Source organism: Sphingomonas sp. CFBP 8765 (genome assembly GCF_014841445.1).
Taxonomy (GTDB): domain Bacteria; phylum Pseudomonadota; class Alphaproteobacteria; order Sphingomonadales; family Sphingomonadaceae; genus Sphingomonas; species Sphingomonas aerolata.
The window spans coordinates 301800-320319 of sequence record NZ_JACYTY010000003.1; the positions used below are offsets into that span (position 1 = coordinate 301800).

Annotated in this window: 15 protein-coding genes and 1 tRNA gene; 9 read left to right on the forward strand and 7 right to left on the reverse strand. The window is 66.3% G+C overall.

Annotated elements, in window-relative coordinates:
- Positions 1 to 98 precede the first annotated feature (98 nt).
- Positions 99 to 1250, forward strand: coding sequence for a glycosyltransferase family 4 protein (locus IFT87_RS10035; RefSeq protein ID WP_192008358.1), 1152 nt, complete (start codon positions 99 to 101; stop codon positions 1248 to 1250).
- Positions 1251 to 1275: 25 nt separating this feature from the next.
- On the opposite strand, the gene IFT87_RS10040 is transcribed toward IFT87_RS10035, so the two are convergent.
- The gene (locus IFT87_RS10040; protein WP_037529002.1) at positions 1276 to 1566 is read right to left on the reverse strand and encodes a DUF2218 domain-containing protein; all 291 of its coding nucleotides are present in this window, start codon (positions 1564 to 1566) and stop codon (positions 1276 to 1278) included.
- On the reverse strand, positions 1563 to 2174 hold the full coding sequence (locus IFT87_RS10045) for a PadR family transcriptional regulator (protein ID WP_426290763.1): 612 nt from the start codon (positions 2172 to 2174) through the stop codon (positions 1563 to 1565). The genes IFT87_RS10040 and IFT87_RS10045 overlap by 4 nt, the downstream gene beginning before the upstream one ends.
- Before the next feature lie 176 nt (positions 2175 to 2350).
- Here IFT87_RS10045 and IFT87_RS10050 point away from each other — a divergent pair, with 176 nt between their 5' ends.
- The 3 genes from IFT87_RS10050 to IFT87_RS10060 all read left to right on the forward strand — a co-directional run bounded on the left by IFT87_RS10050 (position 2351) and on the right by IFT87_RS10060 (position 4692).
- Positions 2351 to 3670, forward strand: a complete 1320-nt coding sequence (locus tag IFT87_RS10050) for a replication-associated recombination protein A (protein WP_192008360.1) — start codon at positions 2351 to 2353, stop codon at positions 3668 to 3670.
- Between the two features lie 74 nt (positions 3671 to 3744).
- Positions 3745 to 4599 carry a hypothetical protein gene (locus IFT87_RS10055; protein WP_192008362.1) on the forward strand — a complete coding sequence of 285 codons (855 nt, stop codon included), beginning with the start codon at positions 3745 to 3747 and terminating at the stop codon, positions 4597 to 4599.
- A 17-nt stretch (positions 4600 to 4616) separates the two neighbouring features.
- A tRNA-Thr gene (locus IFT87_RS10060) sits at positions 4617 to 4692 on the forward strand.
- Between the two features lie 33 nt (positions 4693 to 4725).
- Here the strand turns inward: IFT87_RS10060 and IFT87_RS10065 are convergent.
- Positions 4726 to 7728 carry a glycosyl hydrolase family 28-related protein gene (locus IFT87_RS10065; protein WP_426290760.1) on the reverse strand — a complete coding sequence of 1001 codons (3003 nt, stop codon included), beginning with the start codon at positions 7726 to 7728 and terminating at the stop codon, positions 4726 to 4728.
- Between the two features lie 82 nt (positions 7729 to 7810).
- On the reverse strand, positions 7811 to 8023 hold the full coding sequence (locus IFT87_RS10070) for a helix-turn-helix domain-containing protein (RefSeq protein ID WP_037529849.1): 213 nt from the start codon (positions 8021 to 8023) through the stop codon (positions 7811 to 7813).
- 366 nt (positions 8024 to 8389) lie between these two features.
- Between IFT87_RS10070 and IFT87_RS10075 the strand changes: the two genes are divergently transcribed.
- The 3 genes from IFT87_RS10075 to IFT87_RS10085 all read left to right on the forward strand — a co-directional run bounded on the left by IFT87_RS10075 (position 8390) and on the right by IFT87_RS10085 (position 13583).
- Entirely contained in the window at positions 8390 to 9736 is a 1347-nt protein-coding gene (locus tag IFT87_RS10075; RefSeq protein WP_342211149.1) for a GntP family permease, read from the forward strand.
- Positions 9737 to 9775: 39 nt separating this feature from the next.
- Positions 9776 to 10453 (forward strand): FadR/GntR family transcriptional regulator, encoded by a 678-nt coding sequence (locus tag IFT87_RS10080; RefSeq protein WP_037529848.1) that lies wholly within the window; start codon positions 9776 to 9778, stop codon positions 10451 to 10453.
- A 130-nt stretch (positions 10454 to 10583) separates the two neighbouring features.
- Entirely contained in the window at positions 10584 to 13583 is a 3000-nt protein-coding gene (locus tag IFT87_RS10085) for a TonB-dependent receptor plug domain-containing protein (RefSeq protein WP_244654941.1), read from the forward strand.
- Between the two features lie 33 nt (positions 13584 to 13616).
- On the opposite strand, the gene IFT87_RS10090 is transcribed toward IFT87_RS10085, so the two are convergent.
- The 3 genes from IFT87_RS10090 to IFT87_RS10100 form a co-directional block, all read right to left on the reverse strand.
- Entirely contained in the window at positions 13617 to 15017 is a 1401-nt protein-coding gene (locus tag IFT87_RS10090) for a methyl-accepting chemotaxis protein (protein WP_192008364.1), read from the reverse strand.
- 5 nt (positions 15018 to 15022) lie between these two features.
- Positions 15023 to 16402, reverse strand: coding sequence for a sensor domain-containing diguanylate cyclase (locus IFT87_RS10095; protein ID WP_192008365.1), 1380 nt, complete (start codon positions 16400 to 16402; stop codon positions 15023 to 15025).
- 122 nt (positions 16403 to 16524) lie between these two features.
- Entirely contained in the window at positions 16525 to 16836 is a 312-nt protein-coding gene (locus IFT87_RS10100) for a hypothetical protein (protein WP_037529825.1), read from the reverse strand.
- Positions 16837 to 17361: 525 nt separating this feature from the next.
- Here IFT87_RS10100 and rplK point away from each other — a divergent pair.
- Positions 17362 to 17793 carry a 50S ribosomal protein L11 gene (gene rplK, locus IFT87_RS10105; protein ID WP_031392847.1) on the forward strand — a complete coding sequence of 144 codons (432 nt, stop codon included), beginning with the start codon at positions 17362 to 17364 and terminating at the stop codon, positions 17791 to 17793.
- 4 nt (positions 17794 to 17797) lie between these two features.
- Positions 17798 to 18490 (forward strand): 50S ribosomal protein L1, encoded by a 693-nt coding sequence (gene rplA, locus IFT87_RS10110; RefSeq protein WP_031439626.1) that lies wholly within the window; start codon positions 17798 to 17800, stop codon positions 18488 to 18490.
- The last annotated feature ends 30 nt before the right edge of the window (positions 18491 to 18520 follow it).

The following is an 18520-nucleotide window of genomic DNA, read 5'->3' on the forward strand; positions in this document are numbered from 1 at the left end:
ATAAGGGAACAGCGATCACCCGCGCCGCGAAACGCCACCGCCTCGGCGACAGAGGATTGTCTGGCGCTAACCGACGGGCAACGCTATCCGCCCGAGCGATGCAGCCGACCGACCTCCGCGTGGCCCTGTTTAGCGGCAACTATAATTACGTCCGCGATGGTGCGAACCAGTCGCTGAACCTGCTCGTCGGCCATTTGCTGTCGCGTGGCGTCAAGGTGCGGGTCTATTCGCCGACGGTCGCGGAGCCCGCCTTCCCCGCGATCGGCGATCTGGTCGACGTGCCCGCGATCCCGCTGGTCGGCGGACGCGGCGAATATCGCGCCGCACTCGGGATCACGCCGCGCGTCCGCCGCGACATTGACGCGTTCGCCCCCAATATCGTCCATGTCTCGGCGCCCGAGTTTCTCGGCCATGCCGCGGTCGCCTATGCGCGCAAACGCGACATCGCGACCGTCGCCTCCTTCCACACCCGGTTCGAGACCTATTTCCGCTATTACCGGCTCGGCTTCCTCGAGCCGATCGCGAAGAAGCGGCTGACGCGCTTCTACAATCGCGTGGAAGAGGTCCTGGTGCCTGGACCCAGCATGGCCGAGCTGCTCCGCGGCTGGGGCGTGAAGTCGTCGATCGGCATCTGGTCACGCGGTATCGATCACGCGCGGTTCGACCCGGCGCGCCGCGACACGGCCTGGCGCCGGTCGCTCGGCATCGCCGACGACGAGATGGTGGTCGGGTTTCTCGGCCGGCTGGTCAAGGAAAAGGGCCTCGACGTCTTTGCGGACGTGGTCACTGAACTGCGCCGCCGCGGCGTGCCGCACCGTGTCGTCGTCGTCGGCCAGGGTCCTGCGCGCGACTGGTTCGCGGGCCATGTCCCCGAGGCTGTGTTCGCCGGCTTCCAGTCGGGCGACGCGCTCGGACGCGCAGTCGCGTCGATGGACGTGTTCTTCAACCCGAGCATCACCGAGACCTTTGGCAACGTGACGCTCGAGGCGATGGCGGCGGGCGTGCCCGTGGTCGCCGCGCGCGCGACCGGCGCGGTCGACCTGATCGAGGACGGCACGACCGGCTTCCTCGTACCACCCACCGATATCGGCGCCTATGCGGATGCGATCGGCCGGATCGTGTCGGATCCCGCGCTCCGGCAGTCGATGGGCGAAGCCGGGCACGCCAAGGCCGCGGGCTATCGCTGGGACACAATTAACCAGACGGTGCTCGACACCTATTCCGCGGTGATGGCGCGCCGGCACCGGTGATTGAATGCGACGCGCGGCCGTCCGGTTACGCGTCTACCCAATCGAACGTCAGCGGCGCCTCGCGAAACGCGAACCGGTCGAGATGGCTCGACACCACGTCGCGCATCCGTTCGACATCCCCGCCCTCGGGCACCGTCAGCGCGACGTCGAGCGTCTGGCTGTCCGCGCGCATTTCGAGCACCGCGCCACCCGGAAACGCGATACGCCCCTCCTCTTCGGTGAAGCGCACCTCCATCTTGTGGCTCCAGTGCTTGGCGAGCTGCTGGAGATACCGGCTGGCCGATTGCGTCGGCACGCGTGCGACCGACACGCTCACTTCACGCGCTCGATCTTCTGGACGACCTCGTCGATCAGCGCCGCCACCTGGTGCGCCGCCTCTTCCGAGAACCCGTCGCCGAGCAGCCGGTCCTGCACCGCATGGCGCAGATTGCCCATCGCGCGCCGGATCGGAGCGCGATCCGCACGTTCGCGATGCTCGCCGACCGCCGCCAGCCGCGCCATCAACGCCGCGACCTGCTCAGCATTCTCGTCGAGATGCGTGGTGCCGGCCGGCGTGATCGCAAAACGCTTCTTCGCGCCTTCGGACTGCTGCTCCTCGATCAGCCCCATCTCGTCGAGCAGCGTGATCGTCGGATAGACCACGCCCGGACTCGGCGCATAGGCCCCCCCGGTCAGATCCTCGATCGCGCGGATCAGGTCATAGCCGTGGCGCGGTGAGTCGGCGATCAGCCTGAGCAGGACGAGGCGCAGTTCGCCCGCGTCGAACATCCGCCGCTGCCGTCCGCCCCCCGGCCGCTCACCCTCACCCGGCCCCCAGGCGAAGGCGAAGCGCCCGCCGCCCCGGCCGCCGCCATAGCCGCCGCCCATCGCGGCATGGTGTCCGTCACGATGACCGCATCCACGGCCGTGCATGTGCATGAACATTCGAATCTCCTGTCGAGCGCATCTCGATACGAACAAGATATATCTTATACAGCGCTTGGCAAGATCCCTCAAGATATATCTTTTGCATGTCTTGGGCAGGAGACGCGTCATCAGCTAGCGGAACGGGAGGCCAGGCCCAGGGTGGCACAGTCGTCCGTATCGACTACATTGCGAGCATGGCCGACCTTTTCGCGGGTTTCGAACCCGCCGCCCCACCCGACGCGCATCCCGAAAACGCACCGCTCGCTGATCGCCTGCGTCCGCGGACGCTCGACGAGGTCGTTGGGCAGGATCACATCACCGGCGCAGGCGGGGCGATCGGGCGGATGGTGGCGGCGGGACGGCTGTCGTCGATCATCCTCTGGGGACCGCCCGGCACCGGCAAGACGACGATCGCGCGCCTGCTCGCCGACGCGGTCGATCTGCGGTTCGTCGCGATCTCCGCGGTCTTCTCGGGCGTGGCCGATCTGAAAAAGGCGTTTGCCGAAGCCCGCGACCACGCGCGACTGGGCAAGCGTACGCTGTTGTTCGTCGACGAGATCCACCGCTTCAATCGCGCGCAGCAGGACGGGTTTCTTCCTTATGTGGAAGACGGCACGGTGACGCTGGTCGGCGCGACGACGGAAAACCCGTCCTTCGAGCTCAATGCAGCACTGCTCAGCCGTGCGCAGGTGCTGATCCTCGAGCGACTGGGACGCGGCGCGCTTGAGCTGCTGCTGACCCGCGCGGCGACGCTGATGGACCGCCCGCTCCCACTCACGCCCGAGGCGACCGATGCGCTGATCGCCAGCGCAGACGGCGATGGACGGTTCCTGCTCAACCAGGCCGAGACGCTGTTTTCGGTCGACCTGCCCGAACCGCTCGATCCGGCGGGGCTGTCGAACTTTCTCCAGCGCCGCGTCGCGGTGTACGACAAGGATCGCGAAGGGCATTACAACCTCATCAGCGCGCTGCACAAATCGATACGCGGCAGCGATCCGCAGGCGGCGCTCTATTATCTCGGGCGGATGCTTACCGCGGGCGAGGAACCGCTGTTCCTGCTGCGCCGCCTGACGCGCGCCGCGGTCGAGGATATCGGCCTCGCCGATCCCCAGGCGCTGGTCCAGTGCATCGCCGCCAAGGACACCTATGATTTCCTCGGCAGTCCCGAAGGCGAACTCGCGATCGCCCAGGCCTGCGTCTATCTCGCCACCGCGCCCAAATCGAACGCGGTCTACAAGGCGCAGAAGGCAGCCTGGAAATCGGCGCGCGAGACGGGGTCGCTGATGCCGCCCGCCGCAATCCGCAACGCCCCCACCAAGCTCATGCGCGATATCGGCTATGGCAAGGGCTATGCCTATGACCATGATGCCGAGAATGCCTTTTCGGGGTCGGACTATTGGCCCGATGAGATGACGCCGCAGACCTTCTACGCGCCGACCGACCGCGGGTTCGAAAAGCGTATTGCCGAGCGCCTCGCCTGGTGGGACGAACGCCGGCAGGCCAAGGACGCCTAGCCCCGCATGAGTGACTGGAAGACGATCGAATCCCCCGCGCCTCGCCGGGTCGATGCGCCCTGTTTGCGTCTTCGATGACCCCCGATCACTTCGCGCAGTTCGTCGCGATCGACTGGTCCGGCGCGAAGGGACAGCGGCACAAGGGGATCGCCGTTGCGATCTGTGGCCGTGATCACGCCGCCCCGACGCTTGTCCCCGCGCCGGACGGGATCTGGTCACGCCAGGCGGTGCTCGACTGGCTGGTCGCACGCCGCGATTTGCCGTTGCTTGCCGGCTTCGACTTCAGCTTTTCCGCCCCCTTCGTGACCCGTGGTGCGCATCTGCCCGGTGAACCGCCGACCGCCGATGCCCGCGCGCTCTGGGCGATGGTCGACGCGCAGAGCGACGATGCCGATCTCGGCGCGGCATCGTTCATCGAGCGCCGCCGCGGCACGCATTTCTATCTCGGCGCGGCGGACGGGACCAAGGCGGATTTCCTGCACTGGCGTCGGTGCGAGATGCCGGACGACGGCAGCCGCAAACCTTCGACCGTGTATGACGCGATCGGCGCGGCGCAGGTCGCCAAGGCGAGCTTTGCCGGGATGCGCCTGCTGCACCGTCTCGACGGGCGGATCCCGGTCTGGCCGTTCGATGCCCCGCCGCGATCGGGCGCCGCGATCGTCGAAATCTATACCAGCATCGCCGCGCGCGCCGCGGGGCGCCCCGTCGGCCGCAGCAAGATGCGCGACGGCGCGACGCTCGACGCCGCGCTCGCAGCGCTCGGCTCCGCACCGCACCGCCCCCTCGCGCGCTATGACGACCATGCGACCGACGCGATCCTGACCGCGGCCTGGCTCCGCGCCAATGCGAAGAATGCCGATTTCTGGTGTCCTCGGGCGATGACTTCGCTTATTGCTGCAACCGAAGGCTGGACGTTCGGCGTCACCTGACGCATGAGGCGCCCGCTGCCGGTTTAGCTCAGTTGGTAGAGCGCCAGTTTTGTAAACTGGATGTCGCGGGTTCGATTCCTGCAACCGGCACCACTCCTCCACCCGACCGCACCACCACCCGCGCCCTCAGATCGCTGTGGCGTACAGCGCGTGGTGGGTGAGAATGAACAGCGTGTGGTTGTCGGGGCCGCCGATCACCAGCTGCAGCGGACGGTCGGGCACGTCGATCCGCCGGACCAGCGCGCCGCCGGCATCATAGACGAACACTTGCCCATTGGCGACATAGAGCCGGCCCGCGGCATCGCGCGCGACGCTTTCGCCACCGCGATCGGCGACCGGCTTCAGGTCGGTGACCCTGCCCTGCGCCCCGACCAGACCACTATAGGTGCGATTCTCCGACGCATTCGTCAGGACGACGCGCTCGCCGGGCCGCGCGGCGACGAAGCCGTTCGCGTTCAGCGTATCCGACCAGCGCCATCCCTGATGATCGTCCGGCCCCTGATTCCACACGCGAAAGGCGGGCAGCGCGAGCGAACCGTCGGGCGACACATATTGCGCCGCCTTGGCCTCGCCCATTTTCGCCGCGAACAGGTCCGCCATCGTCGGATACTGATAGCTGACGGGATCGATCCGGTCCGCGAATTCACCGTTTTCCCAAACGTTGACCGGCAGCACGGTAGCGGCATCCCTGTTCGCCGGGCCGGACTCGGCGATCGCGGTCGGCGCGATGACCTGGACGTTGGCGGGCTTTGCCGGATCGATGCTATAGACCGTGGCATCGCGCCCTGCCGACGACAGGACCAGCAGCCGCCCCGATCGATCGACCATCAGATTGACCGGATCGAGTGGTGCCTCTGCGACGATCGACAGACCTTCGCGCTTCGACCAGCCGTGGATGCGCTGGAAATGGCGGTCTATGAAGTAGAGTTTGCCGTTCGCGTCGACCGCACCGCCGGCGATCGAATAGAAGCCGTCGGCGAGCTTCTCGACCGTCGCCGGAGCCGGCGCCTTGGGCGCGGGAGTCGCAGGCACGTCGAGCCGGGCGAATTCGCGCTCGCGGACCTCCTGTCCGCCGGTGATGTCCTTGATCGCGTTCTCGAAGGGATATTTGCTCGCCCGCACGAAGGTGCCACAACCCTTGGCATCGCAGCTCGCAAAGCCGCTCTCCGCGTTCACATGGACGTTGCGGAAGCGGATATCGCCCGACTCGTAGAGCTTGATCGCCGCATCCATCGGCTTGATCGAGCGGGTGACGCGGTAGCCGTGATAATTGGCGAACAGGATGTTGCGCGAATGGCGGATCTCGGTCGAAATCGCGTCGACGCCGTCCCGAACCTCCTGCTCGGTCTGCGGCGCGAGGAATTCCCAGTTCGCGACATGATCGAGCACGATTTCGGCGCGATAATGATGCTCGGCCGACAGCTGGTAGACATGGCCCGGCGTGCTGGTGTTCGACACGTGAAACCCCGCCGATGCCAGCGTGTTGGGGGACCACAAGGCGGCAAAGGTGCCGCCGCCGCCGTCCGTCACCCATATGCTGGGATATTGCCCGTCGAAGCGCGCGCGCGGATCACCGAAGCCGATCGGACTTCCCTTGGTCAGCGCGGTGCCGCCGCCGCCCTGGATCTTGACGTCGTTGACCATCGACGCCTCGCCCGCCTTCCACAGCAATGCGGTCGCGCGCGGGTTGACCCCACCGGTCCACAGCCCCAGCCCGGACACGATCGCATCGCCCCCCTTGGCGCTTTCGATCAGCGCCTTGGGTCCCCCAACCGCCATGAAGGCCGGTGTCGAATCGGCCAGATAGAGATGCGTGAGGCCGGGATGGAGCGCGATCAGCACGGTGTCGGGCCGGAGGCGGATGGTGTCGGTGACCCGGTAGCGCCCGGTCGGGAAATACAGCACGCGGTGCGTGTCGACCGCGCGCTGCAGCGCGGCGGTATCGTCGGTCTCGTCGTCGCCTTTGACGCCGAGATCATGGACATTGGCCCAGTCCTGAACCGGCGGCATGGCCCGGATCGCGCGCGCGGGCCGAGCGGGCGAGCGAGCGAGCGGCGTCATCGCGACGTCGGTCGCATAGGCGCCGATCGCACCCAGCGCCGGCAGCTTCAGGCCATAGGAGAAGTCGCTGACCCGGTAGCGCGCGCCCGATCCCGCCACCGTCTTGCCGCTGTCGCGAAACCGCACGAAGACCGGGGTGTCGACCGCCACCGCATTGTCGAACCCGATCTGTGTGAAGACGCTGCCCTCGTTCGAGACGACAATGCCGGCGCGCGTCACTTTCTCGAACCGGACGCCCTTCCCCCACAGCGAATCCGAATAGCCGCGATCGATCTCGATACCGACCGGCGTGTCGCGGATGACGACGTTGACCAGAGTCAGATCGACCTCATGCTCGCGGATCGCGGCATCGCGCTGCCCCGAGAATTCCGAATCGAGCAGCGTGAATTGCCATGCGGGCGACGTCTTTTCCGAGATGATGCCATAGCGCCCACCGAAGAAGCGCAGGTTCTCGAAGGCATTGCCCGCCTGATAGACGCCCGCCAGGCCCGATCCGATATGAAAGTCGGCATGCCGCAGATAGCCATGCTGCGCGACGCGAAAGCGCACCGCGACCGCGCCAGCATTGCCCGCGCCGATCCGGAAGTCGATGTTCGACAGCGCCGAATAGAAGGTGCTCGACGTTGCGTCGAAGATGCTCGGATCGAACGGCACGCTGGTCCGCGGCGGCACCGGCGCCTTGCCGACCCGGTATTGATCCTCGCCGGTAAAGCTGACCATCGCGGCCACCCCGGATGCGAAGCCCGCACTGTTATCGGCGAGCATGATCTCGGGCCGGGTCGGTCCCACCCCGAACAGGCGAACCGCCGAGCGGACGAAGATCGTCCGGCTGATCCGGTACCGCCCCGATGGCAGGAAAACGACGCCGCCCTTGCCGCCCGCCGCCGCCGCGTCGATCGCCTGCTGGATCGCGGCGCTGTCATCGGCACGGCCATCGCCGACACCGCGGACCGTGATCGCGCGCGGATCGGCCGGCGCGGTACGATAGACCGACGTCGTCCCGGCGAACGCCGGGGTCGCGAGCAGCAGCAGCAGCGCCGTGCCCGCCAGCCATTTCACGTCCATCATTCATCTCTCCGTGAGTGCCGCCCGGGTGCCGGCCTAATGCAGGCCGCTGATCACTTCAGGCGCGACAAAGGTCGTAGCCGGGTCAGGCCGCCTGCAGCATGAGCGTATGCGCGAGCACCGCGACCTGCGTGCGGTTGCGCACGTTGAGCTTGCGCATCAACGCTGTCATGTGCGCCTTCACCGTCGCTTCCGCGATGCCGAGATCGAAGGCGATCTGCTTGTTGAGCAATCCCGAATGCACCCCGCGCAGGACCTTGATCTGCGTCGGCGTCAGCCGCGGCAGCGGCGCGCGCATGGCAAGCGCCTGGCCCGCGTTCGAGATCGCGTTCGAGGTCGCGGGGGCGTGCTGGATTTGCCGTGCGGTCTGGGCAGTCCCGTCCATGGTCATCCTCCTCTGCTGTCGGCTTTTCACGCCCCGGTCGATCGCCGCGGTCAAAGGCTTCTCAGTGTCAGCCCATCGATCTCTCTTGCGGAGTCGGTTGGACAGGTCTTGACTATGCCTCCGTATTTTCGCGGTGATCAAGCCTTTTCGGTGTCTTCAGACAGAAACCTGTCCTACAGCTGCTATCAAACCGGCAGACGAACGCGTCGTCGGATCATTGGGAGTGATGTCGATGATGCAGTCACAGCGCGGTCGCATGCGAACGAACGGCACCCATCCGTGATCGGCGGCGACCTGAGGCTAGTGATCGCGGCGCTGGCGGGCATCGCCCTGGCCGTCGTGATGATCGTCCGCGGCCGGCTGCATCCCTTTATCGGCCTGTTGTGCGGCGCGTTCACCGTCGGGCTGCTGGCCGGCCTGCCGCTGCCCGACGTCGCCAAGGCGGTGCAGAAGGGGGTCGGCGACATCATCGGCGGGACCGGGCTCGTCGTCGCGCTCGGCCTGTCGCTTGGCGCGGTGCTGCATCTGTCGGGGGCCGCGGCGTCGCTCGCCCGGGGTGCGCTGCAGATGACCGGCGCACGCGCCGCCCCCTGGGCGACGCTGGGCATCGCGATCGTCGTCGGCCTGCCGCTGTTCTTCGAAACCGGGCTGGTCCTGCTGCTGCCGATCGTCGTCGCCGCCGCGGAGGAGATGACGGGCGAGGACGGCCCGGCACGCGATGCCGCCAAGCTCCGGCTGATCATGCCCGCGCTGGCAGGGCTCGGCGTCGTCCATGCGCTCGTCCCGCCGCATCCGGGTCCGTTGCTGGCGGTCGAGGCGCTGGGCGCGGATCTGGGGCGGACGATGCTGTACGGCATCCTGATCGCGATCCCCACCGCGGTGATCGCGGGTCCGCTGCTGGCGAAGATCACGACGCGCGGCGTCCGGCTGGCGTCACCGGTCGCGACCGACGCCGGGCTCGCCATCACGCCGCCGCCGCGGCTCTGGTCGCTGCTGATCGTGCTGCTGCCGGTGCTGATGATCGCGACGGGTGAGCTGGGGCAGATGATGCCCGCGCTGAAGGGGGCGGGATGGCTCGTCGCGGCGAGCAACCCGGTCGTTGCGCTGCTGCTGACCAACCTCGTCGCGCTGCCGCTGCTGTTCGGGCGACGGCTGCGCGAGGCAGCGATCCAGGACGCGGTGTGGCATGAAACGATGGGCGCGGCGGGGGCGATCCTGCTGGCGATCGGCGCGGGCGGCTCACTGAAACAGGTGTTGGTGACCGCCGGGCTGTCCGACCTGCTCGCCCGGACGGTGCTGATGCATGCGATCTCCCCGCTGCTGCTGGGCTGGCTCGTCGCGGTCGCGATCCGGCTCGCGGCGGGGTCGGCGACGGTCGCGACGATCACTGCGGTCGGGATCATGCCCGGCGTCGTCGCGAACTCGGGCGTCTCCCCCGAACTCGTCGTGCTCGCGATCGGCGCAGGCTCGGTCTTCTTCAGCCATGTCAACGATCCCGGCTTCTGGCTCGTCAAGAGCTATGTCGGCACGAGCACTGCCGACACCTTCCGCACCTGGTCGCTGCTCGAGACCGCGATCTCGGTGGTCGGCCTCGTCCTCGTCCTGGCACTGAGCTATGTCGTCTGAGATGGGACAGGATGCGGTGACGAGAGGGGGCGGGTGCTCGTGAGCGAGGGGCGGCTGGCGGATCGCGCCTATACCGCGATCGTGCGGATCATCACCGACGAAGAACTCGCGATCGGCGACCGGCTGCCATCGGAGGCGAAGCTCGCGGCGATGTTCGGTATGTCGCGGACGATCGTCCGCGAAGCGCTGGCCCGGCTTGCCTCGGACGGCATCACCCAGGCACGGCTCGGCGCCGGCTCCTATGTCAAGCGGCGGCCGTCCGCGCGGCTCGGCACGCACATGCCGATGGATGCGCTCGCCGCGACGCTTGGCACCTATGAGGTCCGCTTCGTGCTCGAGGCGGAGGCGGCGCGGCTGGCGGCGCAGCGACGCTCGGACGAACAGCTCGCGGCGATCGAGCAGGCGCTGGAGGCGTTGCGCGCGGCGCTGCTGTCGAACGCCCCGGCGCATGACGAGGACTGGCTGCTCCACCGCGCGATCGTCGAGGCGACCGCCAACGCGGCGTTCCTGCCGGTGTTCGAGCATCTCCAGGATGCCGTGATGCGGATCCTGCGCGCCGGCGTGGACATATCGCGGTCGCGCGCGCCAGAGGTGATCGGCGCGATGATGGACGAGCATGACGCGATCGTCGAGGCGATCCGGGCGCAGGATGCCGACGGTGCCGCGCTGGCGATGCGGTGGCATTTGTCGCAGGGCCGCAAGCGTCTCATGCCCTGATTGCACTCCGAACGTTGCGACGATGGTCGTAGATGTTCCCCCCGCCGGTCCACGATAGGATCGCCGCATAACGGATTGCGGACCCGGACCGGACAGACGGCCTGGGCCATGACCGAAAGGGGATGAGATCATGGCGAAGGCCAGGCACGACCGAGATTTTGCCGCACGCATCAGCGGCACCGCGACCGGGATGATGGTGTCGGCGATCGCGCTGATCGGGACACCCGTTCTCGCCCAGACCGCCCCCCCGGCCCCGCCCCCGACCGTGACGCCGGCGACGCCGCTTGCCGAGGACAGCCCGCCGCCGGCGTCCGCGGCCGACATCGTCGTCACCGGCACGCGCATCACCACCAGCGGGTTCAACGCGCCGACGCCGACGACCGTGATCGGCGAGGAGCAGATCCTCAAAAATGCCCAGCCGAATATCTTCAACGCGATCGCGCAGTTGCCGTCGCTGCAAGGCTCGACCGGTGCGGCGACCGGCACGTTCAGCACGTCAAGCGGGACGCAGGGGCTCAGCTCGTTTTCGCTGCGGGGTCTCGGACCGATCCGGACGCTGACGCTGCTCGACGGGCAACGCGTCGTCGGCGCGAACGTGACGGGCGTTCCGGACATCAGCATGTTCCCGCAACTGCTCGTCAAGCGCGTCGACGTGGTCACAGGCGGTGCGTCCGCTTCTTACGGCTCGGACGCGGTCGGCGGCGTGGTGAACTTCATCACCGACACGCGGTTCACCGGGTTCAAGGGCAATATCCAGGGCGGCATCACCAATTACGGCGACGATCAGCAGGCGCTGGTCCAGGCGGCGTTCGGCAAATCGCTGCTGGGCGACCGGCTGCACCTGATCGTCAGCGCCGAATATGATCATGAGGACGGCGTCGGGCCCGGCGATTTCGGCACCGATCTCGCCAAGGGGCGCGACTGGTACCGCGCGACGACGCTGGTCAATACGGGCCAGGCGAATAACGGCCTGCCGCAGTTCAACTATCGCGACTATGCGCAGCCCTATCAATATGCGCGGTTCGGGCTGATCAACAACGGCCCGCTACAGGGGATCGCGTTCGACCAGAACGGTGCGCCGTTCAACTTCAACTATGGATCGAACGGACGCCCGACCGGGACGGGTGGCGTGACCGGCTGCTTCCCAGGCAACAGCTTCTGCGTCGGCGGCGACCTGTCGGGTGCACCCGGCTCGGGCGCATCGCTCAAATCCTCGCTCGAACGCCTCAACGGCTTCACCCGCGTCGGCTTCGACTTTGCCGAGAACAACGAAGCCTATGTCACCGTCAACCTCGCGCAGGTGAAGACCAGCAACCAGCCGAGCCCGGGCTATAATCGCCCCAGTCTGACCGTGCAGTGCGCCAATCCGTATCTGCCGCAGCTGATCCGCGATCGCTGTGCGACCGCCGGGATCACGCAGTTCGGCTTCGGCACCAGCAACGGCAATTTCCCCGATCCGCTGGTGCAGACCGACCGCCGCCAATACCGGTTCGTGGGAGGGCTTAAGGGGCGGTTCGATCTGGCCGGCACCGACTGGAATTATGACGGCTATTACGAACATGGCATCACGATCGCGCATATCGATGTCGAGAACACCGTGTTGCAGAACCGCTATGTCGCGGCTGCCAACGCGATCACGCTGAACGGCGCGATCGTCTGCGCCGACGCCGCCGCTCGCGCTGCCGGGTGTCAGCCGATCAACATCTTCGGCGGGTCGCCGCCCTCCGCCGCAGCGCTCGCCTATGTCACGCCGGTCAACGGACCGATGCAGCGGACCAAGCTGACGCAGGACGTCGCCAGCCTGAACTTTTCAGGCGAGCCGCTCGGCCTGTGGGCGGGGCCGCTCGCGGTCGCGTTCGGCGGCGAATATCGGCGGGAATATTACCGCGTCCACGGCGATCCCTATGGCGCCGGCGTCACTGCGCTCAGCCCCAACAGCGCCGACTATCCCGCGGACCCGCTGCTCAACTCGACTTTGGGCAGCAACTGGGCGGCGGGCAACTACAAGAACGGTGGCGGCAAATACGAGGTCTATGAAGGCTTTCTCGAGCTGAACCTGCCGCTGTTCAAGGGCGATGCAATCGGTCGCGCGAACCTGAACGGTGCGGGTCGCGTCACGCATTACAGCACGTCGGGGACGATCTGGGCGTGGAAGATCGGCGGCACCTGGGAGACGCCGCTCGACGGCATCCGCCTGCGCGCGGTGACGTCGCGCGACGTCCGCGCACCCAATTTGTCCGAACTGTTCGCCGCGCCGACCGTCACGACGCTGCCCAACTTCACCAACCCCTTCCCCCCCGGCGGCGGCGTCCAGGCGTTCCAGAACACCATCGGCAATCCGGACCTGAAGCCCGAGATCGCGCGCAATACCGAGGCCGGCATCGTCCTGTCGCACCCGTCCTGGCTGCCCGGGCTCGGCCTGTCGTTCGACTATTACAGCATCAAGCTTGACGGCGTGATCTCGACGCTGTCGGCGGACCAGATCGTGCGCTTCTGCTTCGAGGGCAATCAGGCGTTCTGCGGCGGCTTCGTCCTGAACAGCCCGACCCAGGGCGGCAATTTCATCAACGTCCAGCCATTCAACCTCGCCTCGTGGAAGACCAGCGGGTTCGACATCGAGGCGAGCTACCAGTGGAAGCGGCCGCTCGGCCTGCCGGGCAATTTCACCCTCCGCGCGCTCGGCACCAATGTCCGCGAGTTCCTCGTGAAGGCAGGCATCGCCGGTGTCGCGACGGTCGACCAGGCGGGCGCCAACAATGGGGCGACACCCGACTGGAAATGGCTCGCCACGCAGAGCTACGACAATGATCTCTTCAGTCTGACGTTGCAGGAACGCTGGTTCTCCGACGGAAATTTCGGCAACCAGTATGTCGTGTGCACGACCGCCTGCCCCGCTTCGACCGCCAATAACCCGACGATCGATTACAACACGATGAAAGGCGCCTTCTACGTCGATCTTGGCGGGTCGGTGAACCTGTCCAAGCAGGTCAGCCTGTTCTTCAAGGTCGACAACATGTTCGATCACGATCCCGAACCCGCGCCGCAGACCAATACCGGCCTCGACGTGAACCCCGCGCTCTACGACACGCTCGGCCGTATCTACCGGGTCGGCATGCGCGCCCGCTTCTAGACCAGGACCCGCCCCCGACCCGGCTGGTCGGTCCTACCAGCTCGGCCGGGTCAGCGCGGTGATCGCGGAGGCGGGCAGCCGCCGGGTATCGCTCGCCAGCGTATAATGGTCGCGTCCGCCCGTTGCCGGCTGCGCCGCCGAGGCCGGTGCCGCCTGCCGGACCCCGCCGCCATCGACGACGAAGCGTTGCGCGTGCTGTGCGAGCAGCTGGACCTCCTGCGCGAGCTGCCGCGCCGCGGCGGACGTCTGTTCGACCATCGCCGCGTTCTTCTGCGTCGCCTGATCCATGCTGCCGACCGCGGCGCTCACCTCGGTGATCGCGAGCGCCTGCGCTTGGTTGTCGGTCGCGATCTGCCGCGAAATATCCGCCGCCTCACGCCCCGAGGCGACGATCCCCGACAGCGCCTGATCGACCAGCTGCACCGCGTCGACCGCCGCGCCGATATCGACCTGCGTCACGGTCAGCTGGTTACGCGCACGCTTGGCCTCCTCCTCGGCCCGCATCGCCAGCGCGGACACCAGATCGGCGACCACCGCAAAGCCACGTCCGGCATCGCCCGCGCGCTCCGCCTCGACGGCCGCGTTCATCGCCAGGACGCGGGTCTGGAACGCGATCTTGTCGAGTCCCTCGATGACGCTGTCGATCCCCTTGGCGCTGTCGCTGACGCGCTCCATCGCCTGGACCGCCGTGTCGGTCTTGTGGCGTCCATGATCGAGCGCGCTCAGCGCCTGCTCGGAGGTCGCCACCGACCGCGTCGCGCCCTGCGCGGTATCCTTCAGGCGATTGTCCATCTGATGGATCGCCGCCGACGTCTCCTCCAGGCTCGCCGCGGTGCTCTCGGTTCGCCGCGCCAGATCCTCGGACGCCTGCGCAATCTCGCCCGAGCCGATCTGGATCCTGGAGGCGCCCTGCGCGACCGAGCGGATCAGGTCGCGCAAGCTGGCAAGCGCGATGTTGAAGTTCGCTTTCAGGTCCTCGTAGATCGCGGGATAGTCCTCGATGATGTCGACAGTCAGATTGCCCTCGGCCACCTGCTTGAAATTCTGCGCCATGCGGTTGACCACATCGGCGTTGCGTGACGCCTCGACGTTCAGCGCAATCTGCACCCGCGCATTCTCCTGGAACGTTCCCATCGCCTTGGTCATGCGGCCGACGCAGTCGCGAAAGTTCGTGAACTCGATCGGGCTTTCGAGATCACCCGCGGCCAGCGCCTCCATACGAACGACGGTGGTGACATAGGGCACCGCGATCATCTCGCGATAGGTATAGCCGAGCCCAACCGCGATCAGCGTTGCCGCGACGCCCGCGCCGATCAGCGCGGTGCCCTTAAGGACCAATCCCGCAATTGCGGTGCAGGCGACCAGAACGACGAAACTGGAAAAGGCGATCAGCAGTTTCAGGCGGATAGGCGCGTCGGCCTTGAACCATAGCATTCGGATTATCCTTTGGGAGAGATCGAGCGGGAAAATGGCGCGCGGAACGGCGGCGTCACGGAGCCCTCGGGATGGATGGCGCGGTCGTCGCACACGGTGTTGCGGCCGGCTTCCTTGGCCCGGTAGAGCGCACGGTCCGCGCGCTCGACGAGATCATCGGCGAGGACGTCGGCGCTGCGGTGATCCCGGCTGAGCGATGCGTGACCCACGCTGACGGTCAGCACCGGGCGAGTCCCGTCCTGATGGTCGACGCGCAACGTCTCGACCGCCGCACGGATCGTTTCCGCCGCGGTCGCCGCAACATCGGCACCGGCACTGGGCAGCAGCACCGCGAATTCCTCGCCGCCGAAACGCGCGACCAGATCGTTGGCGCGCCGCACCGCTGACCGGATGGCGGTCGCGACGATCCGCAGGCACGCATCGCCCTGCTGATGACCATGATTATCGTTGAACCGCTTGAAATGATCGATGTCGATGAGGATCAGCGACAGGTCGTCACCCGACCGGATCGCGCGGCGGACCTCCTCCGCCAGCGTCCGGTTGAACCGTCGCCGATTGGCGAGCTGGGTCAGCGCGTCGCTGAACGCGTGATGCGCGTTTTCGAGACGCAGCTCGACCGATTCGGTGATGTCGGTCGCGATCTTGACGATCCGTGTCGGCTTGCCGCACGCGTCGAGGATGGGGTTGTAGCTCGCCTGCAGCCAGATCGGCCGCCCGTCCCGCCCGATCCGCCGGAATTCCGATCGTATGAACTCCCCCTCGCGCAGCCGTTCCCAGAATCGGTCATAGCTGGGATCGCAGGCGTCCTCGGGGGTCACGAACATGCGGTGATGCCGGCCGCGAATGTCGGTCTCGGTATAGCCGGTGATTGCGAGATAGAGCGGATTGGCGGACAGGATCGTCCCGTCGAGCGCGAATTCGATCATCGCGGTCGATCGCGAGATCGCCTCGAGCATCTTGATATGGTCCGCGGCGTGCTGATGCTCATGCGTGATATCATTGGCGAGCTTGAACACGCGCTGCGGGACGCCGTTGCTGTCCAGCACCGGCATATAGGTTGCCTGCAACCAGACTTCGCGACCATCCTTGGCGACGCTGCCGAACTCGGTCTGGATCAGACGCCCCTTGCGCAGCGTGTTCCAGACGGTCGCATAGTCCGCCGCCCCCGCCGCGGTCAGCCGGACGAAGCTGCTGTGATGGCCGCCGATCAGGTCTTGCGCCTCGCGACCGAAAATGCGCAGATAGCGATCATTGACCGCAAGCACCTCGCCTTCCATCGAGAATTGCACCGTCGGGATCGACCTCGCCAGCGCGTCGACGACGAACGGGGCGTTCGCCATATCCCATCTGCCGCCGCCGTCCGCGACGTTGATCATCGTATCCATGCCGAAACTCTCGGAGTGACGGGCGTGCAACGACACGTCCGGCCTCCATTATAGGCCGGCACCATGGGGCCCCGGGCGTGTCGGCGCTTTTTTGGCGCGGTCCGGGCGACGAACCGTGCGGCCTAGCGCGAGACGGCGCGCCCGGCGATCATGCAGAGGATACAGCCAGACCCGATGAGCATGCCGGGGAGGAACAGCATCGCCGCGGCGATATGGGGCATGTCCCGGTAGAGAAGATAATGCGGCCGGTCGGACACATAGATGCTGAACCCGCAGACGATCAGCGCCGTCGCCAGGCAAATCATGGCAAGCGAGACCTTGGGAACGGCGTCCCCGACATGCTCCTCGTCATGCTTCGACGGCCGCATCAGGATCACCGACAGGGCATAGGTTGCGGATATTCCAACGATAATTCCGACGATAAGTATCGTCACCGGCCGGTCAAGTATAAGCGAGCATGCCAATATGAATCCAAGCGGGATCATCAGACCAAGCGCAAGCCCTAGCGCTATTGTAAGGAATCTCAATGTTCCGCTGTCATGATCAAAGGCCGCTCTCATGGCTGTCCTAATATCTCCTCGTGCAGGACTTGCCACATTTGCTGTGTTTTCGCTCATGATTTAGATCATCTTGTACGAATAACTTGGAATTTGCTGATCTGGATCATTGCGGTAACGGTGAAGACTTTTGGACTGCAATCGGTTGCATACTCGGCGCCAGCCGTTGCTGTGACCGGTCGGGTGATCCCGACGCCGGGACATGGCCGGCGCCTGCGCCGCGATCGCCAATGGTCGGTGCACGGGCTTGCACGAGCGGCACGCCTCGGCTATGCGCGCCAGCTTCCAACATCTGATGATGGAACCTGCGGGAGACGCGCGTCGAGCGTGCGTCGTTCGTACCGCTAGACTCGAAACCGGGCTGTACGCGCTTGTGCGGGCGGCCCCTATCAAGAGAGTGACATGGCTAAAAAGATTACCGGATACATCAAGCTGCAGGTCCCTGCAGGCGAGGCAAAGCCCGCGCCGCCGATCGGGCCTGCGCTGGGTCAGCGCGGCGTGAACATCATGGAGTTCTGCAAGGCGTTCAACGCCGGCACGAGCGAACTGAAGAAGGGCATGCCGATCCCGACCGTCATCACGGTCTATGCGGATCGCTCGTTCTCGTTCGAGACGAAGACCCCGCCGGCATCGTACCTGATCAAGGAGGCCGCCGGTCTCAAGTCGGGTTCGAAGGAGCCGGGCAAGGTCGTCGCTGGCAAGATCAAGCGCTCGCAGCTGAGCGAGATCGCCACGACGAAGATGAAGGACCTCAACGCCAACGATATCGACGCTGCGACGAAGATCATCGAAGGCAGCGCCCGCGCAATGGGCCTCGAAGTGGTGGAGGGCTGATATCATGGCAAAGCTGACCAAGAAGCAGAAGGCCGTCACGGTCGACACCGTCAAGCTTCACGCAATTGACGAAGCGATCGCGCTCGCACGCTCGGGCGCCACGTCGAAGTTCGACGAGACGATCGAAGTCGCGCTGAACCTGGGCGTCGATCCGCGTCACGCAGACCAGATGGTCCGCGGCGTGGTGACGCTGCCCAAGGGCACCGGCAAGACCGTCCGCGTCGGCGTGTTCGCCCGCGGCGCGAAGGCTGAAGAGGCTCTCGCAGCAGGCGCAGACGTCGTCGGCGCGGAAGACCTGATGGAGACCATCCAGGGTGGCACGATCGATTTCGATCGCTGCATCGCGACCCCGGACATGATGGGCATCGTCGGTCGTCTCGGTAAGGTGCTGGGCCCCAAGGGCCTGATGCCGAACCCGAAGCTCGGCACGGTGACGATGAACGTCGCGCAGGCGGTCAAGGACGCCAAGGGCGGCCAGATCGAATATCGCGTCGAGAAGGCCGGCATCATCCACTCGGGCATCGGCAAGGCGTCGTTCCCGGCAGAAGACCTGCGCGCGAACTTCGATGCGCTGGTCGACGCCGTGGTCAAGGCCAAGCCGTCGGGCGCGAAGGGCAAGTATGTCCGCAAGATTGCGGTTTCGAGCACCATGGGTGCCGGGATCAAGGTCGACACGACGGAAGTCGCCGGCGCCTGATCGGCGTTCGCGCTTTTGAGTGTTAGGAAA